The sequence below is a fragment of the Acidobacteriota bacterium genome, from assembly GCA_039028635.1.
GTDB lineage: Bacteria > Acidobacteriota > Thermoanaerobaculia > Multivoradales > JBCCEF01 > JBCCEF01.
The window spans coordinates 1-21,408 of the sequence record JBCCHV010000045.1; the positions used below are offsets into that span (position 1 = coordinate 1).

The 21,408-nt window shown below is 64.3% G+C and carries 18 protein-coding genes; 9 read left to right on the forward strand and 9 right to left on the reverse strand.

The window, feature by feature from the left end:
* Positions 1–289: 289 nt before the first annotated feature.
* On the reverse strand, positions 290–697 hold the full coding sequence (locus tag AAF604_17200) for a helix-turn-helix domain-containing protein (protein MEM7051410.1): 408 nt from the start codon (positions 695–697) through the stop codon (positions 290–292).
* 122 nt (positions 698–819) lie between these two features.
* Here AAF604_17200 and AAF604_17205 point away from each other — a divergent pair, with 122 nt between their 5' ends.
* From AAF604_17205 to AAF604_17215, 3 genes are all read left to right on the forward strand, one after another.
* A complete protein-coding gene (locus tag AAF604_17205; GenBank protein MEM7051411.1) occupies positions 820–1,122 on the forward strand; it encodes a DUF1330 domain-containing protein in 303 nt (100 codons plus the stop codon).
* Positions 1,123–1,271: 149 nt separating this feature from the next.
* Entirely contained in the window at positions 1,272–2,330 is a 1,059-nt protein-coding gene (locus AAF604_17210) for a nucleoside 2-deoxyribosyltransferase (GenBank protein ID MEM7051412.1), read from the forward strand.
* A 16-nt stretch (positions 2,331–2,346) separates the two neighbouring features.
* The gene (locus AAF604_17215) at positions 2,347–3,063 is read left to right on the forward strand and encodes a hypothetical protein (GenBank protein MEM7051413.1); all 717 of its coding nucleotides are present in this window, start codon (positions 2,347–2,349) and stop codon (positions 3,061–3,063) included.
* Here the strand turns inward: AAF604_17215 and AAF604_17220 are convergent.
* Entirely contained in the window at positions 3,010–4,347 is a 1,338-nt protein-coding gene (locus AAF604_17220; protein ID MEM7051414.1) for a hypothetical protein, read from the reverse strand. The two genes, AAF604_17215 and AAF604_17220, sit on opposite strands and share 54 nt — an antisense overlap.
* A gap of 397 nt (positions 4,348–4,744) precedes the next feature.
* Between AAF604_17220 and AAF604_17225 the strand changes: the two genes are divergently transcribed.
* A complete protein-coding gene (locus AAF604_17225; protein MEM7051415.1) occupies positions 4,745–8,050 on the forward strand; it encodes a CHAT domain-containing protein in 3,306 nt (1,101 codons plus the stop codon).
* A 94-nt stretch (positions 8,051–8,144) separates the two neighbouring features.
* Here the strand turns inward: AAF604_17225 and AAF604_17230 are convergent, their stop codons facing one another.
* The 3 genes from AAF604_17230 to AAF604_17240 form a co-directional block, all read right to left on the reverse strand.
* Positions 8,145–8,630 (reverse strand): PKD domain-containing protein, encoded by a 486-nt coding sequence (locus tag AAF604_17230; GenBank protein MEM7051416.1) that lies wholly within the window; start codon positions 8,628–8,630, stop codon positions 8,145–8,147.
* A 208-nt stretch (positions 8,631–8,838) separates the two neighbouring features.
* The gene (locus tag AAF604_17235) at positions 8,839–9,870 is read right to left on the reverse strand and encodes a hypothetical protein (protein ID MEM7051417.1); all 1,032 of its coding nucleotides are present in this window, start codon (positions 9,868–9,870) and stop codon (positions 8,839–8,841) included.
* The gene (locus tag AAF604_17240) at positions 9,867–10,943 is read right to left on the reverse strand and encodes a hypothetical protein (GenBank protein MEM7051418.1); all 1,077 of its coding nucleotides are present in this window, start codon (positions 10,941–10,943) and stop codon (positions 9,867–9,869) included. Before AAF604_17240 ends, AAF604_17235 begins: the two co-directional genes overlap by 4 nt.
* 177 nt (positions 10,944–11,120) lie before the next feature.
* Here AAF604_17240 and AAF604_17245 point away from each other — a divergent pair, with 177 nt between their 5' ends.
* The 3 genes from AAF604_17245 (at position 11,121) to AAF604_17255 (ending at position 15,953) form a co-directional block, all read left to right on the forward strand.
* The gene (locus AAF604_17245) at positions 11,121–12,395 is read left to right on the forward strand and encodes a carboxypeptidase regulatory-like domain-containing protein (GenBank protein MEM7051419.1); all 1,275 of its coding nucleotides are present in this window, start codon (positions 11,121–11,123) and stop codon (positions 12,393–12,395) included.
* A gap of 226 nt (positions 12,396–12,621) precedes the next feature.
* Complete coding sequence (locus tag AAF604_17250) at positions 12,622–13,755, forward strand: acyltransferase family protein (protein ID MEM7051420.1); 1,134 nt, start codon at positions 12,622–12,624, stop codon at positions 13,753–13,755.
* Positions 13,756–13,961: 206 nt separating this feature from the next.
* A complete protein-coding gene (locus tag AAF604_17255; protein MEM7051421.1) occupies positions 13,962–15,953 on the forward strand; it encodes a tetratricopeptide repeat protein in 1,992 nt (663 codons plus the stop codon).
* A gap of 2 nt (positions 15,954–15,955) precedes the next feature.
* Here AAF604_17255 and AAF604_17260 read toward each other — a convergent pair whose 3' ends face one another.
* Both AAF604_17260 and AAF604_17265 read right to left on the reverse strand, forming a co-directional pair.
* Positions 15,956–16,771 carry a formylglycine-generating enzyme family protein gene (locus AAF604_17260; protein ID MEM7051422.1) on the reverse strand — a complete coding sequence of 272 codons (816 nt, stop codon included), beginning with the start codon at positions 16,769–16,771 and terminating at the stop codon, positions 15,956–15,958.
* A 31-nt stretch (positions 16,772–16,802) separates the two neighbouring features.
* Positions 16,803–18,095, reverse strand: coding sequence for a nucleobase:cation symporter-2 family protein (locus tag AAF604_17265; protein MEM7051423.1), 1,293 nt, complete (start codon positions 18,093–18,095; stop codon positions 16,803–16,805).
* 63 nt (positions 18,096–18,158) lie between these two features.
* Between AAF604_17265 and AAF604_17270 the strand changes: the two genes are divergently transcribed.
* Both AAF604_17270 and AAF604_17275 read left to right on the forward strand, forming a co-directional pair.
* Complete coding sequence (locus AAF604_17270) at positions 18,159–18,773, forward strand: hypothetical protein (protein MEM7051424.1); 615 nt, start codon at positions 18,159–18,161, stop codon at positions 18,771–18,773.
* Positions 18,774–18,838: 65 nt separating this feature from the next.
* On the forward strand, positions 18,839–19,699 hold the full coding sequence (locus AAF604_17275; GenBank protein ID MEM7051425.1) for an alpha/beta fold hydrolase: 861 nt from the start codon (positions 18,839–18,841) through the stop codon (positions 19,697–19,699).
* 3 nt (positions 19,700–19,702) lie between these two features.
* Here AAF604_17275 and AAF604_17280 read toward each other — a convergent pair whose 3' ends face one another.
* Entirely contained in the window at positions 19,703–20,410 is a 708-nt protein-coding gene (locus AAF604_17280; protein MEM7051426.1) for a DUF2268 domain-containing putative Zn-dependent protease, read from the reverse strand.
* A gap of 148 nt (positions 20,411–20,558) precedes the next feature.
* On the reverse strand, positions 20,559–21,377 hold the full coding sequence (locus AAF604_17285) for a DUF6694 family lipoprotein (protein ID MEM7051427.1): 819 nt from the start codon (positions 21,375–21,377) through the stop codon (positions 20,559–20,561).
* Positions 21,378–21,408 lie beyond the last annotated feature (31 nt).

Sequence of the window (21,408 nt, forward strand, 5' to 3'; positions counted from 1 at the left end):
AAGTCCAATTCCTAAAAAAGAACTCAAACCTGGTTCGATTCCCGGTGGTGCGACTGATAATTTTCCATCTTGGCTTGCAAATGTTTGATTTGGAAGGTACTAGTAAATGCAGATCGCGACGTGAAAAGGGCTTGCTGGCCCGGCTGGTTTAGTTTTGGGACAGGGCCTGGCAATCCACCCTGGAGAGGGTGTTGCCGGCCGAGTGAGGGCGGGGATCGCCTCTAGAGCAGGACCGGTTTAAACCCAGGCCTGGGAGCTCCGGGGTGGCCGCCTTCCGGAAATCGTTGGATCAGGCCGGATCGGAGTTTGCTCGCCGAGCGCCTGTAGGATAGTCGTCAACTTCTCCAAGCGCTTCGCTGTTTTCTGCCGCCTGTTGCCGAACTTTGAAGGCTCGGCCCCAGGCCTGCATGGGAACCAGAATGGTCTCGAGGGATCGTCCGAAGTCGGTGAGCTCGTACTCGACCCGCGGTGGGACTTCCGCGTAGACGTGGCGGGTGAGCACGCCGTCCGCCTCGAGCTCGCGCAGCTGCAGAGTGATCATGCGCTCGGTGGCGTTGGGGGTGAGGCGGCGCAGCTCGCCGAAGCGTTTGCGGCCCGCGAGTAGGTGGCAGACGAGGACCGGCTTCCAGCGGCCGCCGATCACGCTGAGCGCCGCTTCGACATCGCATCCCGTTTTCCAACAGTACTTTCGGGCCATGGGATCTTCTCCTTACGTTCAAGGACGTCCATTACTTACAAAAATGTAGGTACTTGTCAAGGATGGTGTGTCGACCTACGCTCCTCGCCGAAGCAACTTGACCGACTTCTGAGGAGAAGACCATGGCCTATTACTCCGTCCTCGCCGTCACCCCGACCACCGAAGACTGGATCCCGGACTACATCGAGCCCGCGAACCGACTGGTTGCCCAGCACGGTGGCAAGTACCTCGCCCGCACCGCCAGCCACGAGCGCCTCGAGGGTGAGGGCGACGACGCCGCGCTGCGCATTGTCATCGAGTGGCCGTCGAAGGAAGCGGCGATGGCCTTCATGAACGACCCGGCCTATCAGCCCCATCTCGAGGCTCGAACCGCCGGCTCGAACAGTCACCACTTCCTGATCGCGGGGCAAGACGACCTCGCCTGAGGGATCTGGGTTACCTTGACGGCATCGCGCCTCCCTCGTAGGCTTTCCGAAATTGCCGAGATCTCTGGTTGAGGTTGTCGAAAATTTCCGGCGGAGAGCGCCTGGGGGGCCTGTGAACCCTCGGCGAGCCGCGATGAGGGGGCCGAGTCTTGAAGTGTTTCGTGATCATGCCGTTCGCTCAGGATTTCAACGACGTCTACTTCAGCATTCAGGCGGCGATCAAGGAGCTGTCTGGGGAGCACCAAGGGCTGACCTGTGGACGCCTGGACGAGATCATGGGGCCGGGCAAGATCACCGATGACCTGGTCCGTGAGCTGAACCAGGCGGACGTCTGCATCGCCGATCTGACCGGCAACAACCCCAATGTGATGTGGGAAGTCGGCTATGCCATGGCTCTCGGCAAACCGGTGGTCTCGATCGCCCAGAGTGTTTCTGATCTGCCTTTCGATCTCCAGGCGATGAGAACGATCCAGTATTCGCGGAGCGCCCTCGGGGAGTCCCTCGCGCAACCCCTCTCCGAGGCGATGGATCAGACCTGCAACGAGCTGACGGCACGGCGCTTCAAGAAGTCGCCGGCCGCTCTCGAGGAGGGGTCGGGTTCCGAAGTCGACAAGCTGCTCGCAGACCTGATGGAGCGCCAGGCCTCGGGTCATCGGATCGACATCATTCCAGCCCGTTCGAGACGAGACAAAGAGAAGATCTACGCCTCGGTTCGAGAGATCATCGAGACGACGGAGAAGAGTCTCCTTTGCGTGACCCACCACGTGGGAGGTCCCGATCATCCCGGTGAGCATCTCGAAGACTATTACGGCGCGATCGAACGCAAGATCCAGGCGATCCCGGACTTCGAGTATCGTCGGGTCTTTCAGATGGTCGACGAGAAGGCGGAGGTTTCGGCCACCACGATCGGTGATCGCGGCTATGACCACTATGTTCACTTCAACGGCATCGAGGATCCCGGCCCCAAGTCTGTCTTTTTCTATCGCACCGCCCTGAAGATCCATGCCTCCTATCTCATCGCTGATGAAAAGTGCCTCTTCTTGGGAATTCCTCACGTGGATCAGGATGGTTCCGAGATCAGAACCTTGATCTGCGTCAAGGGCAGCGACTCGATCATCGTGCGGCCATTCGTCGAGCACTTCGATGAGCTCGCCCAAAGGGCGACGTTGCTCGAACGCAGTGAAGGGGATTTCGGAATCAGCTTCTAGCGGGGAGTTCTCGAGAATGGACCTTGCTCCAGAGGGAATGGATCCGGCCTCCTTTCGGGAGCGAGGTTTTCTTGTCGTCCAGGACGTTGCGCCACGCGCTGGATCCTGGGCTCGAGCGGTCCTGTCTGGCGAGCTCGCTCCGGTGCGGGTCGAGCTCGAGGAGTCGCAGCGGGCCCTCTGTCGCGGGCGGGGGAGTGCGCGCAGCTACGTCTTCGATCGCTTCGCCACGGACCAGGTGATTCCCGAGCTCGAGGCCTTCTACCAAGCCTTGCTGCCCATATTGGCGTCCGCCACCGGGTCCACCTGGTTGGAATCGCCCTTCGCGCGCAGTGCCTACACCGTCAAGATCTATCAACCGGAGTCCTGCTCCCAGGGTTGGCACGTCGACACCAACAGCTTGACGGCGCTGCTTTACCTGACCACCAACGCTCAGGGCGGAGAAACGGTGATTCGCGGGCTCGACGGCCAGGTTCACCGGGTGCGGCCGGTTGCCGGTTCCTTACTGCTGATGGACGGAGTCCGCTGCGAGCACCGGGCCGAGCCCGTCGAGCTCACCCCCAAGGTGGTGTGCCTGTTGAACTACTACGACCACCATCCGCAGCGCCGAGACCTTGAGATGGACGGCCTGGCCTTCGGCGATCCTCCACTCGACCAGGCTGATGCTGGCGGTCGAGGCTCCTCAGGAGGCGCGGCGTCTCAGCAAGCCGATCCCGGCAAGGGTGACGAGCCCTAGCAGGGCGGCCAGACCCGCTCCCGAGAGGGTCGGAATCTCCAGCACTGCCGCGCTCGAGCCGAGACTCGAGACGTCGATGCAGAGGACCGCCTCGTCGTCGTTGCCGCCTTCGAGATCAACCTCGACGCAGACGTTGTCGCCCTCCGCGAGGTCGAGGCGTCGAAAGGTCGTCCAGTTGAAGTTGAACTCGGTGACGGCGCCATCGACCGCACCATCGCCGTCGGTGTCGATGCGGTCGCCGACGCTGAGCAGGGCGGTGGAGGTGTTGGCGGGATCTCCGGCGTCTTGGGCCAGATACAGGGTTTCGACGCCGTTGGACCGCCAGGCGTGGAGCATCCGGCCGCGATTGTCGAGGGCGAGGCCCTTGATCAGGGCCGGTGCCGTCAAGACGCGGTCGGCGATGGCGTCGCCCTCGCGCAGCACGATGTGGTTGTCGAGGCTGATGACGTCGTCGCGGTCCTCGGGACCGGCGAGCTCGCCGGAGACGGCCAGGTTTCCGCGGTCGTTGACGGCGACGAGCTGAAAGCGCTCCCAGCTCTCCCCGGTGGTGGTGACCAGCTCGCCTTCGCGGCCCGCGAAGGCACCGTCGAGAATCAAGATCAGGTCGGTGTCGACGGAGCCGCTGTCGGTGAGGGCGATCGCGGCGTAGTGGTCGCCGCCGTTCGAAGCGTCGAGGTCGATGAAGCGGATGATGGTGGTGCCGTCGATCGGTTCGGCGCCGTTGACGAGGAGGTCCACCGGTGCCCCCGGTCCGGTGGATCGATAGAGGGCACGGTCGCGCGACGCAGGACCTTCCGGGTCGACCCAGGCCGCCCAGAAAATGCGGTCATTCGCCGTCATCTCGAGAAAGCTGAAGCCGACCAGCGTGGCATCGGGGAGACCCGGTGCGGCGGCACCGGCCTCGGCGAGGAGGCCGCGGTCGGTCCACAGCGCCGCCTGGCCGTCGATGGTCGGAGGATAGACGAATTGCCCCCCATCGCCGATCCCGAAAGCTCCTTCCCCGGAAGTGAAGCCGCCGGGGCCGAGGGAGTTGAACCAGACGGGACCGTCGTCGATCCAGACGAAACGATCGGACAGAGAACCACGCTGGGCGATCCCGAAGAAGCCGACTTCACCCGCCTGATTGACCTTGGGATCTTCCAGGCGAAAGACCACCGCATCGCCATCGATGATGCTGCCCTCGCGCAAAACGACGCTGATCGGCAGCTCGGCCGAAAGCGGCAGGACCGTCAGCCAACAGAGGGTTGGGAGCCAGCAGAAAAGAGGCGGTCTCGAAAATCGCATGGTCGGTCTCCGAACGATGGAGCGCGAAGCGCAGGGGTTTCACCATCCCGACCGATGGCGACGGAGTTGATTCCCAGGGCCTGAGGTTATCAGGGGCCATGGCCGCCGGTGGCCGCCGAACAGGGACCTTTCTTTGATCAGTGCACGGACTGAGGGGGCGGGCCGCAGTGGTTCGGAGATTGACCAGAAAATTTATATTCTGTAATATCAAATATATTAATATGTTTCATATTGAGAGATCTTCGATCTGTGGTGGGTCCCGAGGTTGTCGCCCTGGACTGCAAACAGGACTCCGTTGCCGATGCCTCGCGCTCAGCTCGCGGCCGCCTCAGAGATGGTTGGGCGACTGCTGACCGACAACGCATTTCTGCGGACCTTACTTTGGCTTTGGCTGTACTTGGCCTGGGCACCCGCGGTATGGGGTGGCGTGGTGGTCGAGACTCTCGGGCCAGACTCGGCGCTGGCGCAGGCGGGGGTCGAGGCCGGGGACGTGCTGGAGACCTGGTCGGCGGTGGATGGCCGAGATGCTCGCGAGGCGTTGGCCCATCCCTGTGCTTTCGAAGCCCTCCGTCTCGAGCAGGGGCCGCGCGGTCCGGTGAAGATTTTCGGAAGGCGCGGTTCGCGACCGGTGTCCTTCGCGGTGCCGCCTGGAAACTGGACCGCGGTGATTCGGCCGGATCTGAACCTATCGAGCCTCGAGTCCTATCGGCAGCTGGTCCGCGAGGTCGAGAGAGGAGAGGCCGGTAGTGCCTTCTCTATGGCCGAGGCGGTGGTCGCATCCTTGCCGGAGGAAGTCGCCTGGGAGATCGAGCTGTGGTGGTGGTTGCGCTTGGGCGAGCTTCTGCAGGAGGCAGGAGCTCTCGAGCAGGCCGAAAACGCCCTGATTCGGGGCGAGGAGATCGCCGGCGAGACCTTCGGCAAGGTTCTCTTGCATCTGGCTCGCGGGCGCTTGGCGGAACGGGCGCTCGAGCTCGATGAAGCTTCGAAACACTACCGAGCGGTTCTCGAGCCGAGCTTCGGTGAGGTGTCGATGCCGCTGGTCCGAGCATTGGCTCATTCGCACCTCGGCAAGGTCGCTCTGGCGCGGGGTGAGATGGCGCAGCTGCACGAGCACACGCTCCGCGCTCTGGCGCTGACCGAGGAGGTGGCGCCGCAGAGCTTCGCATTGGCCCGGTGCCTCAACGCCGCGGCCCACGTCGCCACCTTCATGGGGGCGATCGATGTCGCCGAGTCCTCCCTGATTCGTGCCCGAGAGTTGCTCATCGAGCTGGCCCCGCAGAGCAATGAGCTGGGCACGACACTGCTCCTCCTCGGTGCCGTCGAACGGCATCGCAACCGACTTGGCTCATCGGAGGCCTTTGTCCGAAGGTCTTTGGAGATCGCGGAGAGGCTAGCGCCCGAGGAGCGCGACGCGGTGGTGGCCTATCGCCAGCGGGCGATGGCCGAGCTGGCTCGCATGAAAGGCGATCTGGCGACGGCGGAAGACTTCGCCCGCCGAGCTCTGGACGCTGCAGAGACGGAGACTCCCGGCAGCTGGCAGCTCGCCATGACCTTGACGACTCTGGGCGACATCCTCGGCGACAGCGGTCGTGAGCAACTCGCCGAAGGGCTTTATCGTCGGGCTCTCGTCGTCTTGGAGGGCCTTGGGAATGGATTTTTTGGCGCTCACGTTCGCGGCAATCTGGCAGCCGCCTTGGCCGACCTCGGCAGGCTCGAGGAGGCGGAGGAGCACACCCGAAGGACCCTGACCTTCTATCGCGAAGTGACTCCTCGAGGATTGTCCATTCCCTGGGCATTGCGACAGCTTGGCGAGCTCGCCCAGGCACGGGGTGATCTCGCCGCGTCGGAGGGTCATTTGCGAGAAGCCGTGGCTTTTCTCGAGAATCACGCTCCCCATCACCTCCTGCTGGCCACCTGCCTGGTACGCCTGGGTGATCTATTGCGCCTCCAAGACCGACTGCCGGAGGCCGAGGCGGTGCTGCGCCGCAGCTTCGGCATCTACGAACGTGGTGGAGGGCTCATCGAGGAGATTGCGCGCCACCGATTGGGCCTGGCTTTGGCCCAGAAGGGCGATTCGGAGGCCGCTGCCGAGGAGCTCTCCCGTGCCGTTTTGGTGCTCGAGAATCAGTTCCTCCGCATGGGCGGCTCGCGAATGGCCCAGGGTGGATTGCGAGCCCGGGCCCGCCAGCTCTACGATGATGCGCTCGCCGCGCAGCTCACGGTGGGTGATCACGAGCAAGCCTTTCAGCTTCTGGAGCGTTCGCGGGCGCGCAGCCTCCTCGACATGCTGGCCGAACGCGATCTCGATTTTGCGTTGGAGCTTCCGGAGGCGTTGCGTCAGGCCCAGCTCGATCTCGAGCAGCGCTACCGTCGCGCGGTCGATGCTGCGATGGTCTCGGGGAAGCCCGAGGAGCTCCGGGAGCGCCTTGCCGCTTTGGCCCTACTACGCGAAGAGCAAAGCAGTCTGGTGGCGAGCCTGCGAAGGACTGCTCCTCGCTATGCGGCCCTGCGATACCCACAGCCGCTCGAGGTCGAAGCGGTGAGGCGGCGCTTGGATCCGGGAACGGTATTGGTTGCATTCCACGTTGCGAGCAGTCGGACCGACCTCTTCGTGGTCACGGCCGAGAAAGGGCTGGTCGAGACGGCGACGCTGCCGGTGGGCTCTGCGGTGCTGGAAGAGAAGGTCGAAGAGTTTCGCACACTGATTCGCCAAAGGCGTCACCCCGGCTCGCCGCTGTTTCGTTCTCTGACGACGGCGGGGCGCGATCTCTACGACCTGTTGATTGCTCCCGTTGCCGACTCCATCGAAGGCGGCGAGCGACTTTTGATCGTGCCCGATGGAGCACTTCACCGGCTACCCTTCGCCGCCTTGGTGCGGCCCGCGGGCGACTATCTGATCGCTTGGCGCCCGCTCCAGTCTGTTCTCTCGGCGACTCTCTATGCTCAGCTCACAGAGCGGCCGAGGCCGACCGGCGCCGCCGCATCCCGTGTCCGGCTCGCCGCCTTCGGTGATCCTCGTTATCCGTCCTGGGCCGCTCGGAGATCGGAAACGGTCGCGGAATCGCGAGCCCGCGGGAGTGAGGCCTTCCGCTGGACGGAGCTGCCCTTCAGCCGGTTCGAGGTCGAGGCCATCGCAGGGCTCTTCCCGGCAGCCTCGGTGCGTCTCTACCTCGGAGACGAGGCGACGGAGGAGGCGGTTTTGGACCTCCCGGCAGGACTCGATCTGGTCCACTTCGCGGTCCACGGTCAGGTCGACGACCACTTTCCGCTCAACTCCGCCTTGGCTCTGACCATTCCGGAAGACCTCGAAGAGGCGTCGCAGAACGGTTTGCTCCAGGCTTGGGAGATCTTCGATCGGCTGCGCCTCGATGTCGACCTGGTGGTCCTGTCGGCCTGCGCCACGGCCTTGGGCCAGGAACGAGGCGGCGAGGGATTGGTGGGGCTGGCTCGAGCCTTCCATTACGCCGGGGCTCGCGCGGTTCTCGCTTCACTTTGGAACATCGACGATCGGGCTACCGCTGAGCTGATGGTGCACTTCTACCGTGGGCTTCGCGAGGGGCGGTCCAAGGACGAAGCCTTGAGGGCGGCCCAGCTTGCGTTGATCGGTGGCGCCTCGCCGAGCGATTCCCCAGGCGTTCGGCGAGGGCATGAGGTGGCAGCGCCTTACTACTGGTCCGCGTTTCAGATCTACGGGGCGCGGTGATCGGCTTGGTGGTTCCCTCGATTGGCAGGATGGAATGGGGCTCGCTCGCAGGAGCGAGCCCCAGATCGGGAGTCGAGGATCAAGTCATGATCGTCTAGGGTTCGGGACCTTCCGAGCCTTGACCACCGTCGCTGTTGCCTCCGCTCCCCGAGTGCCCGCCGCCGCTACCGTGAACGTGAATGGGGAAGCTCGTGCTCCGCGACAGACCTGAGTTGTCCGTCACCGTGAGGGTGATCGTGTAGTAGCCCCAGCGAGTGTAGACCTGGCTCAGGCGTCTTCCCGTTCGAATGGTGCCGTCTCCCATGGTCCAGCGATAGCTGGAGATGAAACCGTTGAAATCCGAGCTGCAGGAGGCGTCGACTCTCACCACCAGGGGTGCCGGGCCGAACCTCGGTGAGACCGTGAAGCAGGCCGTCGGGGGAAAGAAGGGAAAGTAGACCTGATGGTCTGTCATGGTCTCAGGACCAGAGTGCGATCCGTTTGCCAGGTCGACCCTCGAGCTGCGATCGCCCGCCGCCCCGGCCGCCGTTGACAACAAGACGAGTCCGATGAGCCAGGCGATGATTGTCAGATTTCTCATAGCAATCCTCCTTGAAATGCCACGCGCTCTTCAGTGAGCGGTGGGTGCTGTCGAGCGGTCTTCAAGGGGGCTTAACGGCGCGAATCTGAAATTGGCACGATCGAAGGCCGAGCGGATGTTGGGTTCTCTCCGAGGATCCCTTCGAATCTTCTTGGGACGAGCAAGGACGTTGGTCTGGCGTCGGCAACGCCAGGGTTGGCGGCCTGCTCTATGGGCTCTGCAGAATGCGAAGCTCGTAAGTGCCTGCCGATCGTTCGAGGTCGCCCTCCCGGGCCGTGAGCTGCAGGTGATAGTCGCCGGCTGGAAAGTGGCGGGTCGGGAGGAGGACGAAGAGCTCCGGCAGAGCTCCCCCGGCCATCTCGCCATTCCAGAGGGGACGATCGTCCCCGTGAGCGAAGATCTTCAGTGAGTAGGACTGCTGAACATGGCCGGTGACCTCGGGAATCAGGAGGAGGACGATGTAGGGAGTCCCTTCGGCAACGGCTCCAACCTCTCGAGATCCCCGGTCGTTGCCGGGCTCCAGCCAGACGACGGGCGGATTGGGGATTGGCGCCGCGGTCGTCCTCTCCAGGTCGTCGATGACACTCTTCTGGTGGATCACGATTATGGAGGCCGCGGCGAGGAGGCTGGCCGCCGCCACCGCCGGGAACCAGCGTCGAGCCTCCCGAGATGAATCTGTTGCCTTCGCGGTCTTCGACGCGAAGGCACTGTCCGCCGTCGGTTCCCGGAAGGCGTCTTCCAGCTCGAGACGGATTGCTTCGATCCGGCCCAGAAGCTGTCGGTACTCTGGATCCTTCTCGGTCTCGAGGACGACGAGGGGCGCTGCTGCCGAGCCATCTCGCAGATCGCGACGGCGCTGACGAGCGGCTTGGACCTGTTCCCTGGTGAGACTCCCGGAACGAAATCCCGACGCGAAGGCCGCCGGATCGATCCAGCAGCCCTGACCACAGCGCAGAACTCGGGCGTCATCTGCCAGAACGTCCGCCCTGCCCTGCATCGGGCAGGTGTCGACCGGAATCAGAAGGAGTGCTCCCTGCGGCTCGACCTCGAGGACCGCCCATTCGATGGGGGTATCGGTCTGATCGTCGAGCTTCGTTCCCGAGGGCAATATCCAAAGGTCACCCACTCTCGGGCCCGCGGCCGGCGGCGCCATGGGGGCGCTGAGGCGAGCTCGGGCCTCGCCGCCTTGGCGCACCAAGCGTTCGAAGATTGACGACTGCGTCGAGGATCTTTCAGTCATTCCAGGTCACCGTTCGACGGGCGAGAAAGTGACAAACAGTGTCTCACCTTCCGCTGCAGCGAAGAGTAGAGGTCTCGGATTCGGGCACGAGGAATCTTCAAGGTCTCCGAGAGCTGGCGACGAGACGGAGGGTTGCCGCGGTCCTCGAGACAGTGACTCCAGAGGAAGGTCCACAAGCGGTGCAGGTAGGCTTGGGTGCGTGGAGTCGTCGGATCGGCTTCGACGGCTTCGCTGACGCAGGCGACGAGTTGGTGAAAGGCCTCGCGCTCCTCGAGGGCGAACCCCGGACGGAGTGCTTCGGCGAGGCTTCCCAGGGAATGGTCGACCTCTGCGACGGGGGTCTCGCGCGGCCAGCTGGCGCTCCATAGGTGGCGGACTCGGGCTTGGAAGTGTCGCGAGACTTCACCGAACCGAAGCTCGGCGACTCCGTCCCGAGAAAGCTCCAAGATCCTCGCTCTCAGGATTTCGATCACGGGATCGAGGGCGCGTCCACGAGCGGTCACCAGGTCCGGCATGGTTTCGTCGGCCCAACCCCAGATGGTGGCCCGAAGCTCGCTGGGAGATCGTTTGGTGGCTCTGGTGAGCGGGCCTGAGTCGATGGGCGGCGCGACGGCGGTGTTTGTCCGCACTTCGGGGTCTCCCTGCACGACGACGAGCGTGCCTTCCTCGACGGCACGACAGATGGCAGATCTCAAGGCCAGATAGGAGCGGAACCCCAGGGGATCGTGCTTGCGCTGCAACTCGTGGAGGAAGTATCGGACGTTTCGAAAGATGAGCCCTTCGATGTTGGCCTTTTCGCGTCCGAGCTGGGCATTGAGGCTGCTGAGGCGTTTCAGAAACACGAAGATGTAGCAGTCGGCGGTCAGCTCATCGATGGCGTTCCGAGTCCAGCGTGGGGATCCGAGGATTCCCACACACGTCGGCGATACCGAGAACAGAGAGCGGGCTCTCAGCTCCGAGACGAGAGCGCTCCGCAGCTTCTCCCAGGAGGGACTCAGCTCTTGCGCCGAGACGTCACCCCGGACCAGCTGACGGACATGCTCGGTGAAGATGAGATTTCGAATAATTTCCACTTCGAACAATCTACATCGAATGCGGAGGATCGGTTCTAACCAACCGAGGGTTTTGCGCCGATGCGCCGGTCGTCGCTCGAGACTTGAAAGTGGCGAGTGTTCGATAGCGCACCGTTTCCCGCTTCTCAAGGAAGGGGAAGACTGTCTCTTCCTCGAGGCTCCTGGAGGATCCAGCAGATGAAGAAGCTTCTATTGCTTGTGGCGGTGGTGGCCCTCGGATGGACGACGACGGCGCTTTGGTCGGTGGATGGGGCCGCCGATCTTTGGCAGCAGGTGGAGGCGCCGCTGGTGGCGCCGGCGGACAGCGGCATCGTCTATGGCAATGCCTTCGGTGAAGTGGTGAACGACGAAGGGCGCTCGGCGATGACGCCGATGACCAGCCTGCGGGTGGAGATGCTCGGGCCGGAGCGGGTGATCAAGGTGGCGCGGGCGGACGCCACCGGTCGTTATCGCTTCGATGGCCTGCCGGCAGGCCGTTACCAGGTGCGCGCCACGGACGCCCATGGCCGCAGTCACGAGGAAACGGTGGAGGTGGCCAAGGGGGTTGCGACGCGTCTGAACTGGTTGGTCGATGCGCGCAAGAAGGACGGCTTGTTCCCCTCCTATGCCGCGGTGGCGGTGGATCGCGATGGCGAGAGCCCGGACATCAATGGCGATGGCTTCGTTGGGCAGTACGATCTCGACTTCGTGTCGGCCAACCGCGGCCTCGAGGGCGATGGCTACAGTGGCGACTTCGATCGCAACGGCCGCATCGATGATCGCGACATCGCCGCGCTGCGGGCCGTCTTCGGTCGGGCGGTGATTCGGGTGCCGGCGACGATTCAAGCCCAGGTGACGCCCGGCGGAAGCTTCGCCACCCTCGGCGACGGGGCGTCGGTGCTCTCCGGTCATGGCTACACCAAGGGCGTGCTGACCCGCACCGCGGATCCCAAGGTGGTGCGGTTCACCGTCTCCGAGGATCGCGGTGACGCCAGCTCGCCGGAGCTCGGGGAATTCCGTTTCCGCGAGAACCCGGAGAATCCCACCTGGATCGAGGTCTCCCTCGACACCGGCCTGGTCCTCGATGGCCAGATGACTCTCTTGTTCGACGACGCTCCCTTCGGTGCTCGGGCATCCGCCAAGGCGGAGATCGGCGGCGGCGCCATCGCCCTCGCCGCCGGCGGCTTCTGCGCTTATCGCGTGGTCGAGGTCGAGGGCGTGGTGTCCGCCGAGCTCTCGCCGCTGATCGAGGCGACGACGGCCTTCGTGATGGGGAAGGGAGACGACAAGAAGGAGGACAAGGCCTGCGGCACAGTGGCAGCGCCGGTCGGCGACCCGATGTGCAATCTCGGTGGGACCAAGTGCGCCAACAACGGTGCCGAGTGCGCTTCCGGAGGCTCCTGTGGTTTCTGCTCTGACGTCACGGCCGGAGGTGTCGGCGGGACCTCCTGTCAGGGCTGCGCCTGTTGGTAGAGCGCGCCAGCTCTCGGCGGTGACCTCGCGGTGTCGAGGTGAGCGGCCCGGCCCCGAGGGGTCGGGCCGTTCCTGTTTCTCCATAGGACTTTCGAACCAGTTCCAAAAGACCTCGTTGGGAATCTCCAGGGACGCTGTCGAGTACAGTGGATAGACGGCTCTCGAGGGCAGTCCGCTTGTTCAGGGATCCCGCCGCTGGCGATGGGATCGACGGAACGGAGGAGAGATGGGGACACCGCGTGCACGGATTTTCTTCCTCGACAAGTTGAGGGCCTTCCTGATTCTGTTGGTGGTGCTCTACCACGTCGGGATCGTTTACGAGGCGAGCGGAGTCGGAGCTGTGTTCTGGATTGTCGACGATCCCGCCACCAACGACCTCGCGGGTCTCCTCAACCTGGTGATCGACATCTTCGTCATGCCGACCCTCTTCCTGGTATCCGGCTACTTCGCGCCCAGCTCCCTCGAAAACAAGGGTGGGCGAGGGTTCTTGCTCTCCCGGGTTCGTCGTTTGCTGGTTCCCTGGGCTCTGGCGGTGTTGTTACTGATGCCCCTCTACAAGATCCTGTTTCTCGCTTCGCGTGGTCTGCCACAGGAGCCTTGGTGGAGTTACTTCCATTTCAGTAACGGAATTCTGAGCCAGAGTTGGTTGTGGTTCCTGCCGATTTTGTTCCTCTTCGACTTGCTCTACTGGCTCGGTTCGAGGCTGGGCCTCGAGACTCCCAGGATCTTGCCGCGATCGGCCGTGACGGGTGCTCTCGTGATCGGCTTCGGCTACGGGCTGGTGTTCGATCTTCTCGATCTCCGAGGTTGGACGAAGACTGTTCTGGTCGACTTCCAGAACGAACGCATCCTGATCTACTTCATGGCCTTCCTGCTGGGCGTCCTGTTCTATCGCCGTGGTGTGTTCGATCACCCTCCGAAAGGCAAGGCCTGGTACCACGTGGTCAACTCGCTGGCATGGTTGCCGGTCATGGGCTATCTCGTCTTCTTGCTCTTCCCTTGGATCAATCCTGGAAAGGTTCTGGTCGGCGAGGTGGCGGACCGGGTGATCCTCTGGCTTTTCTTCCAGCTCTCCCTGCTTTGTCTGGTCTATGCCGTGATCGAGACCTTCCGGCGATATGGCGCCAAGCCCGGAGGGAAGATGACCACGGCCTTGGTGAAGAGCGCTTACGGGGTCTATATCGTCCACGTCGTGGTGCTCGGCGGGCTGGCGCTCCTGCTTCTCGAGCTTGCTTGGCCCTCCTTGCTCAAGTATTTGATCCTGACCTTTCTGGCCTATGCCGTGAGCAATCTCCTGGTGACCGGGTACCGCAACTGGCTCGGAAGCGGTGCTTCCCGACGCCGACTCGAGTCCTCCTAGGCCTCGACGGGCCCGCCGCAAGATCGCGATCGCCAAGGGTGTCGCAATTGGGCCGCAATCTGTCCAGATCTCGTCCCAACGAAGCCTTTCCCAAGGCTAGGCTGTCTCTGCTAACGAAGAACGTGAACATTCTCCGACCGGGCGGGTCGAAACTTCGTCCGCCTGGCGAAGTATCCAAAGTGTTCATGGACCCTCAGGAGGTGGAGATGAGAAAGAAGAGCTGGTGGCGTTTGTTGAGCCCAGGTCTCGCGATCGTCCCGTTGTTGTTGGTGGGTTGCGGGGGGACTGATGCGGTGACCACGGAGACCGTGAAGGAGATCGATCGGCCGGGTATCGGACCGGTTGGAAAGCGCGATGCACTGTTTACCGAGGCGCTGGCAAATTTGCGGTTCGAGGACGGGCGGTTGCGACGGCAGGCTGCGGAGGGTGTTCTCGATTCGATGGTCGACCGGCTTCAAGAGACTGAAGTCGCCCTGCGGGAGGGTCGCAAGGACGTGGCTCTGAAGGCCGCCGCCCGAGCGGTGGTCGCGGCGCCGAGAAATCCTCGGGCCCTGGAGCGGTTGGGGCATGTGCTCTGGTTGCTCGGCCGTCGCGATCAAGCCGAAGCAGCCTTCGCAACCGCCCTCGACCACGACCCGGATGATGCGCCAGCCCTCGTTGGCATGGCCTGGATTCGCGGTTCCCAGCAGCGCTGGGAAGAAGCCGCCGGGCTGTGGCAGCGAGTGCTGGCGCTCGATCCGCAGCATCCCCGGGCCGCCGGCCGATTGGCGGTATCGCTCTACATGCAGGGAGATCTTGAAGCCGCTCGGTTGGCCGTGGAAGAAGCCCGACTGCGGGACCAGGTCGTGCCAACAGCCCTTGCCGGGCTGCTGGACGGCAAGCCTGCGCGGGCGTCGCTGTTGCCGCCGAGTGGCTCCCTGCAGGTCAGTGCGCCGCGCCGGGTCGACAACGGTGGCAGCGCCAATGCGGTGGAGACCAGCCTCGCCATCGCCCCTGGCGGAAACCAGATCGTCGCCGCCTGGAACGATGCCCGCGAGCCCGGCAGCGGCGGCTTCTGGAGTCTCGGAGTGGGGGTGAGCGACGACGGCGGAGTGACCTGGTCCGATTCGCTGATTCGCCGACCGGGCGTCAGCGTCGACAACCACGAGGGCGATCCCATGACCCTCTACGAGCCGCGCTCCGGCTACTTCTTCGTCGGTGGCGTCCAGTTCACCACCACGCCGGCCTTGTTCGTGGCTCGCAAGGCTCCCGGAGCGAGTTCCTTCGAGACTCCGGTCACGACTCACGACGGCGGCTTCGTCGATCGCGGTTGGCTGGCTTCGGGGCCGATTCCCGGCAACCTGGCGGCGACCCGGATCTATGCCGCCTTCAGCCTTGGCGTTCAGAGCTCTGACGACCTCGGCTCGACCTGGACGCCGGTCACCTCCTTGGAGATCGGTATCAGCCAGCATCCGGAAGTCGACTCCCAGGGCAGGCTCTACGTGCTCGATTGGAATTTCGATGCGGCGGTGCGCTTGCAGCGCAGCTTCGATGGCGGCTCGACCTTCCTGCCGCCGGTGACGGCGGCGACCCGCCTCGACGTCTGGGACGCGCCCGATGGCTCGCGGTTCCCGGGCCAGTTCCGCGTCGCTCCCCTGGTCTACCTGGCGATCGATCCCACCGATGACGACCTCTATGCGCTCTACTTCGACACCACGGCGCAGGTCGACGGCAACGCCGATGTCGATCTCTACCTGGCTCGCTCGAGCAATCAGGGCGCCACCTGGTCGACTCCGCGGATCATCCCGGCCCAACTCCCCGGGGATCAGTTTCACCCCTGGCTGGAGATCGATGCCCTCGGCCGCTTCCACCTGCTCTACTTCGATGGTGGTTCTTTCGATCAGGACGACGATGTCGAGAACGGTCGCTTCCACATGCACTACGGTCTGAGCCTGGACAAAGGGCAGAGCTGGGAGACGGTTCAGCTCACCAGTCAGCCGATCGAAAGTACGCGTTCGATTTGGTCACCGCTGGGGCAGTTCCTGGGCGACTTCGTTCAGCTCGGAGTCGATGGGGATCGCGTGTACGCTCTCTACCCGAGAACCTCCACCGGCAACGCCGACATCGTCCTCCAGACCATCGATGTCAGCGGGGCGCCGCTGTTCGCGGACGGTTTCGAGTCCGGCAACACCAGCGCCTGGTCGGGGACGGTGCCGTAGGTCTACTCGGCGTCCATCGCCAGGCGAAAACCCAGGCCGGGGCCGTCGTCCTGGGGCCGGTGGGTGTAGCGCAGGCCGCAGCGGGCGCTGTCGGCGCCGTAGTTCCAGGCGCCGCCGCGGATGACGAGGAGCTCGCTGTCGCAGTCACCTACCGGGTCGGTGACTGCGCCCCTGGGGTAGGGACAGTGCTCGTCCTGAGTCCACTCCCAGAGGTTGCCGTGGAAGTCGTAGAGGCCCCAGCCGTTGGGGGCGAAGGAGCCGACCGCGACGGGAGTCCGGGGAACCGGGCCGCGGCGGGCTCCCGGATAGGGATCGGAACCGTCGAACTGAGCCTGGTCCGGCTGCAGGGTGTCGCCCCAGGTGAAGGCGGCCGCGCTGCCGGCCCGACAGGCGAACTCCCATTCGGCCTCGGTCGGTAGCCGCAGGCGGTGACCGCCGGCGACCTCGAGGCGATCGAGGAAGCGCTCGATGTCGAGGGCGCTGACGGTTTCCACCGGGCAGTCGCCGCCACAGTTCTGGAAGAAGCTCGGATTGCCGCCCATGACGCGCTGCCACTGCTCCTGGGTGACCTCGTGGCGGGCGATGAAGAACGCGCCGCTGAGGGTGACAGGGTGACGAATCTCCTGGGGTTCCCGCAGGGGCTCCGCTTCGGGAGTGCCCATCAGGAACCGTCCGCCTTCGAGGCGCACCAGCTCGATGCCGGTGACCGGTTCGGTCCAGGTGACGGCGGCAGGAAGTGGCTCGGGAGTCTCGCATCCTAGAGCAGTCAAGAGCAGCCACAGGATGAGACACCCGTGCCCGAATCCAGAGCCGGTCATCGTCGGCTTCTCGATCGATCGCCGGCGGTAGTCAAGACTCGCGGCTTTCGGGTAGCAGCCGATTCAGCAGCAAGGCCGTCAGGCCGCCGGTCACCAAACTCGAGGTGAAGAACCCGTGGACCGCTGGTGGCAGGGCCGCCAGGGCATCGGGCCTGAGCTCGGCGCCGAGGCCGAGGCCGATGGACAGAGCCAGAATGACCAAGGTGCGCTGGTTCCACGGAGCGCCCTGGTGGAGGATTATGGCGCCGCTGGCGAAGATCATGCCGAACATGATCAGCCCGCCGCCGCCGATCACCGGTGGGGGAATGGTGGCGAACAGGGCGCCGGCTTTGGGCAGGATTCCGAGCACCACGAGGAGACCACCGGTCACCGCGGTGACGTGGCGGCTGGCGACGCCGGTGAAGCTCACCAGACCGACGTTCTGAGAGTACGAAGTGTTGGGAAAGGCGGACCAGAGGGCGGCCAGGCCGCTCATCACGCCATCGGCCACCAGGCCACCCCGCAGCTCGCGATGGCTGGCTTTGCGGCCGACCGCCGCGAAGGTGCCGGCGATATCCCCGAGGGTTTCCATGGCGCTGATGACATAGAGACAGGCGACCAGGAAGATCGAGGGCCAGTGAAACTCGAGGCCGAAGGTGAGGGGGGTGGGAATGGACACCCAAGAAGCGGTTGCGAGGGGCGCGAAGTCGACCTTGCCGAGGCTCAGGGCGACGCCGTAGCCCGCCGCGACGCCGAGCAGCAAGCTGCCGTAGCTCCAGAAGCCTCGCCCCCACTGATGCAGAACCACGACGACGCCGGCGACCAGGGCGGCGATGGCGAGGTTGGAGATGGTGCCATAGTCGGTGGCGCCTTTGCCGCCGGCCATGAAGTCCATGCCGACGGGGATCAGATTGAGGCCGATCAGCATCAGCACGATGCCATTGACCAGAGGTGGAAACCAGCGTTTCAGGCGTTCGATCGAGAATCCCAGGATGACCTCGACGACGGCGGCCGCCAGGCAAGCACCGAAAACCGTCGGCAAGCCGTGGGCTCGGCCGACGGCGACGAGACCGCCGACGAAAGCCACCGAGGTGCCCATCACCATCGGGATGCGTCCACCCACGGGGCCGAGGGGATAAGCCTGAACCAGCGTCGCCAAACCGGCCATGAAGAGCACGAGCTGGATCAGCAAAGCGCGGTCGGCGGCGGAGACGCCGAGAGCGCCCGCGATCAGCAGCGGGGGAGTGATGTTGCCCAACAGCATCGCCACCAAGTGCTGGAGACCCAGGGGCAAGGCTTCGGCGAGGGGAGGTCGGTCGTCGAGGTCGTAATTCAAGGATCGCATGGGCAGACTCGGACGATATTCTAGAGACGAGCGTTGGCGCCAATCGCTAGGGAGCTCGATCGCATGAAACAGAAATCGACCGTCGTCCTGCTGGCTCTGCTCTTGATCTGCGTTGTGGGTGGTTCTGCGGCGGCCGAATCCGAGCCGGTCGAAGAGCTTCCCTTCACCATGCCCCAGCCCGAGGGTTGGCGCTCCGAGACGATCCCTTTCCCCTTGCCGTTTGCACCTGAGCTCGCCTACCGAGGCCTGGAAGAGGTGCGCCTGCCGGGTGGCATGTTCGAGCCGGAGAGTCCCGAGTTTTGGAGCTATGTGTTTGCCTGGTGGCTGCCGATCGGGACCGACATCGAGGCGGGACGCCTCGAGCAAGACCTGGTGCTCTACTACCGCGGCCTGGCGGAAACCATCTCCGGTCGCCTGGAGTACGAGCCCGGGCCGTTGGAGATCGAGGCCGAGCTCGAGCCCGTTGCAGGTCGAAAGCGGCAGTGGAACGGGTCGGTCGCTGCCTTCGATCCCTTCGTCACCCGCAAGGCGCTACGGATCGCTGCTCGAATCACGCTCTGGGACTGCCTACCGGATCATCGGGTGGTTTTCTTCGAGCTTTCTCCCCAGCCCATGACACACGCCATTTGGGAGACCCTCGCCGGCATTCGGGAGGGATTCTCCTGCCCGGCCGACTGAGGGACTCTCTGCCTTTGGCGGCGTCTCCGAGCGGCGAGGAGTGCCTCCGATAGGATGAAGGCATCATGGCTGCGATTCCGGAAGGTGGTCCTCCTGTTGCCGACGAGATGAAGAGTCACGACGTCGAAATCGAGGGGCTTCGACTGCACTATGTCGAGGCCGGAGAAGGGGAGCCGGTTTTGCTGCTCCACGGCTGGCCGACCTCGTCTTACCTCTGGCGTCACGTCATGCCGCCGATGGCGCGCCACCGCCGGGTGATCGCTCTCGACCTACCGGGGTTCGGCAAGTCGGACAAGCCGCTCGAGGCGAGCTACAGCTTCCGCTTCTTCGAAAAGATCATGAACGATTTCCTCGCCGAGCTCGGTATCGACCGATTGGGGTTGGCGGTGCATGATCTCGGCGGCCCGATCGGTCTCTACTGGGCGGTGCGCCAGCCGCAGCGGCTGCAGTCGCTGGCACTCCTCAACACGTTGCTCTATCCCGAGCTGTCGTGGGCGGCCAAGGCGTTTGTCATGGCAATGAAGGTTCCCGGACTTCGCTCCCTCGGCACCTCTCCTTGGGCTCTCGAGAAGACCATGCGCCTGGGTGTCGCCCAGCAGAAAGGTCTCACGGCGGAGATCATCGCTCGAGTCCAGGAGCCCTTCCGCGACGGCGCCGCCCGTCGGGTGCTCGCCAAGGCCGGCTCGGCCCTCAGCCCGAAGGGCTTCGTCGACATCGAGCAGGGACTCGAGGCCCTCGAGTGCCCGGTGAGAGTGGTCTACGGCAAGCGCGATCGCATTTTGCCGGACGTCGCCGAAACCATGGCGCGGGTGCAGAAGGACCTGCCGCAAACCGAGATCACGGCCCTCTCCGACTGCGGCCACTTCCTACAAGAAGACCGCCCCGATGAAGTCGGGCGCTTGCTGGCGGAGTTTTTCGGCGCCTGACGCCTACGACGGCGGCCGGAAGGCGTCCGAAGGGGTGTGGACCAGCGATGCAGCGTCGCTGCCCGGATTGCGAGTCCGGTACTCGCTGACCAGGTGGAAGCCGAGGGAGTAGCCCGTCCAGGCGGGAATGTCGGCCCCGCTGCCGAAGAACCAGGCCTGGAAAGAGAAGGCGCTGCTGTCGAGCTCCGGGCGAGCGCGTTGGAGCATCTCGGTGATCTGACTTTCCGACAGCGCTTCCGACCAGGGGGGTGGCAAGATGCCCAGCAGGTCGACGGCGAAGTGGTCGGCCATGCCCTCGAGAACCATGTGGTCGAGGAGGGTGCGGGCGAAGCCCAAACCGCGGAAGCGGGCGGCATGGTGGAGCTCGTGGGCGACGATGTGCGGTAGGTACTGCGCGATCGACGTCTCGAGGCTGCCGAAGGCCGGATCGACCACGATTTCGATGTCGTTCGGTCCCTGAGCGTAGCCGCCGAGGCCGAAGCCTGGAATGGTGCGGGCGGCATCGGCGGTGACCGTCACCCGGACGCCGGCGATCGAAAGGCGAGTTCCGGCCAGCCGATAGTTGTCCTCGATGATCTGGGTGATGGTGGCCTGGTAGGGCGCCAGAGCCTGGGGATTGGCGAAGACGATGTTGCCCGCCGGTGACGGTGGCGCGGGCTCCGTCGGGCTCGAGCTGTCGCAGGCGGCGATGGTCAGGGCCAGCAGGCTCACCAGCAATAGGTATCCAGGGCGCCGAAGGAGCTTGGCGGCATTACCCTTTGGCCATAAGGCGATCATCTCTTCAGCATAACATTCCGTGTCAAACGACTTGATTCAGCTCGTGCTCGAACTCCGGCCAAGGGGCGCGAAGTGGCTGACTTCAGTTGCCTCGCAGGCGTTCGAGCTTGCGTGCATCGCGCTCGGAAAAGCGGTGGCTGCGGAAGAGGGATCGGCCCTCGTCGGTATCGAGTCGAATCGGCGTGACGGCGAAACGGCTGCCCGGAGAGGGCTCGAGACTGCCCCAACGGTCGTAGCGGTTGAACTCAATCGTCCAGGCCCCGACGGCGCCGGCGGCGAGTCCTTCCGTCGGTCGGTAGTCGAACTGGCCTTCGAAGGCGGCTTCCATTCGCCCCGGTACCTCCAGGCGGACGAGGAATCGGGCGCGTTCGATGGTGCTGCTGGTGCCGTTGGTGACCACCAGGTCGATGCGTGGCCTGGCTTCGGCGGTTGCCGGGGAGAAGGCGGCGTGGGTGACCTCGAAGGCGTCGAGGTGCTGCTGGGCGCTCTCGGCCGATGAGCGTCGGGCTTCGAGACGGTCGATCTCACGGCGCTGACTCTCGCGCCGTTGGCGTTGGCCTTCGACCGCGGTCAGGCTGAGCTCGATATGTAACCGCCGGCCGGTTTCGAGCACCTCGCGTCCCGACAGGCCGTCGAGCTCCGGAACCACTCCGATCTCGAAGGGGCGAGAGGATTCGACTCGCGATCGTGCGAAGAGCTCGGCGTCTTCCAGATTCCGATAAGCGATCAGACCGAGGGCCTGGTCGAAGTCGGGTCGCTGGCTGGCAGGCAACGAGCTGCGCACCCGCTCGACCGAGGCCGCCGAGGCCTGCGGAGAGCTCATGTCGAGGCGCGGTGGACCGCAGGCTAGAAGCAGCGGGAGCGTAGTGCCGGCAAGGACGCGGGTGAACCAACTCATCATTCGAAAACCCTCGGTCAAACGGTGGGACTCT

Coding starts and splice junctions, on each gene's coding strand:
- AAF604_17200 (MEM7051410.1), bottom strand. CDS start 697: ATGGCCCGAAAGTACTGTTGGAAAACGGGATGCGATGTCGAAGCGGCG.
- AAF604_17205 (MEM7051411.1), top strand. CDS start 820: ATGGCCTATTACTCCGTCCTCGCCGTCACCCCGACCACCGAAGACTGG.
- AAF604_17215 (MEM7051413.1), top strand. CDS start 2,347: ATGGACCTTGCTCCAGAGGGAATGGATCCGGCCTCCTTTCGGGAGCGA.
- AAF604_17220 (MEM7051414.1), bottom strand. CDS start 4,347: ATGCGATTTTCGAGACCGCCTCTTTTCTGCTGGCTCCCAACCCTCTGT.
- AAF604_17230 (MEM7051416.1), bottom strand. CDS start 8,630: ATGAGAAATCTGACAATCATCGCCTGGCTCATCGGACTCGTCTTGTTG.
- AAF604_17235 (MEM7051417.1), bottom strand. CDS start 9,870: ATGACTGAAAGATCCTCGACGCAGTCGTCAATCTTCGAACGCTTGGTG.
- AAF604_17245 (MEM7051419.1), top strand. CDS start 11,121: ATGAAGAAGCTTCTATTGCTTGTGGCGGTGGTGGCCCTCGGATGGACG.
- AAF604_17250 (MEM7051420.1), top strand. CDS start 12,622: ATGGGGACACCGCGTGCACGGATTTTCTTCCTCGACAAGTTGAGGGCC.
- AAF604_17255 (MEM7051421.1), top strand. CDS start 13,962: ATGAGAAAGAAGAGCTGGTGGCGTTTGTTGAGCCCAGGTCTCGCGATC.
- AAF604_17260 (MEM7051422.1), bottom strand. CDS start 16,771: ATGACCGGCTCTGGATTCGGGCACGGGTGTCTCATCCTGTGGCTGCTC.
- AAF604_17265 (MEM7051423.1), bottom strand. CDS start 18,095: ATGCGATCCTTGAATTACGACCTCGACGACCGACCTCCCCTCGCCGAA.
- AAF604_17270 (MEM7051424.1), top strand. CDS start 18,159: ATGAAACAGAAATCGACCGTCGTCCTGCTGGCTCTGCTCTTGATCTGC.
- AAF604_17275 (MEM7051425.1), top strand. CDS start 18,839: ATGGCTGCGATTCCGGAAGGTGGTCCTCCTGTTGCCGACGAGATGAAG.
- AAF604_17285 (MEM7051427.1), bottom strand. CDS start 21,377: ATGATGAGTTGGTTCACCCGCGTCCTTGCCGGCACTACGCTCCCGCTG.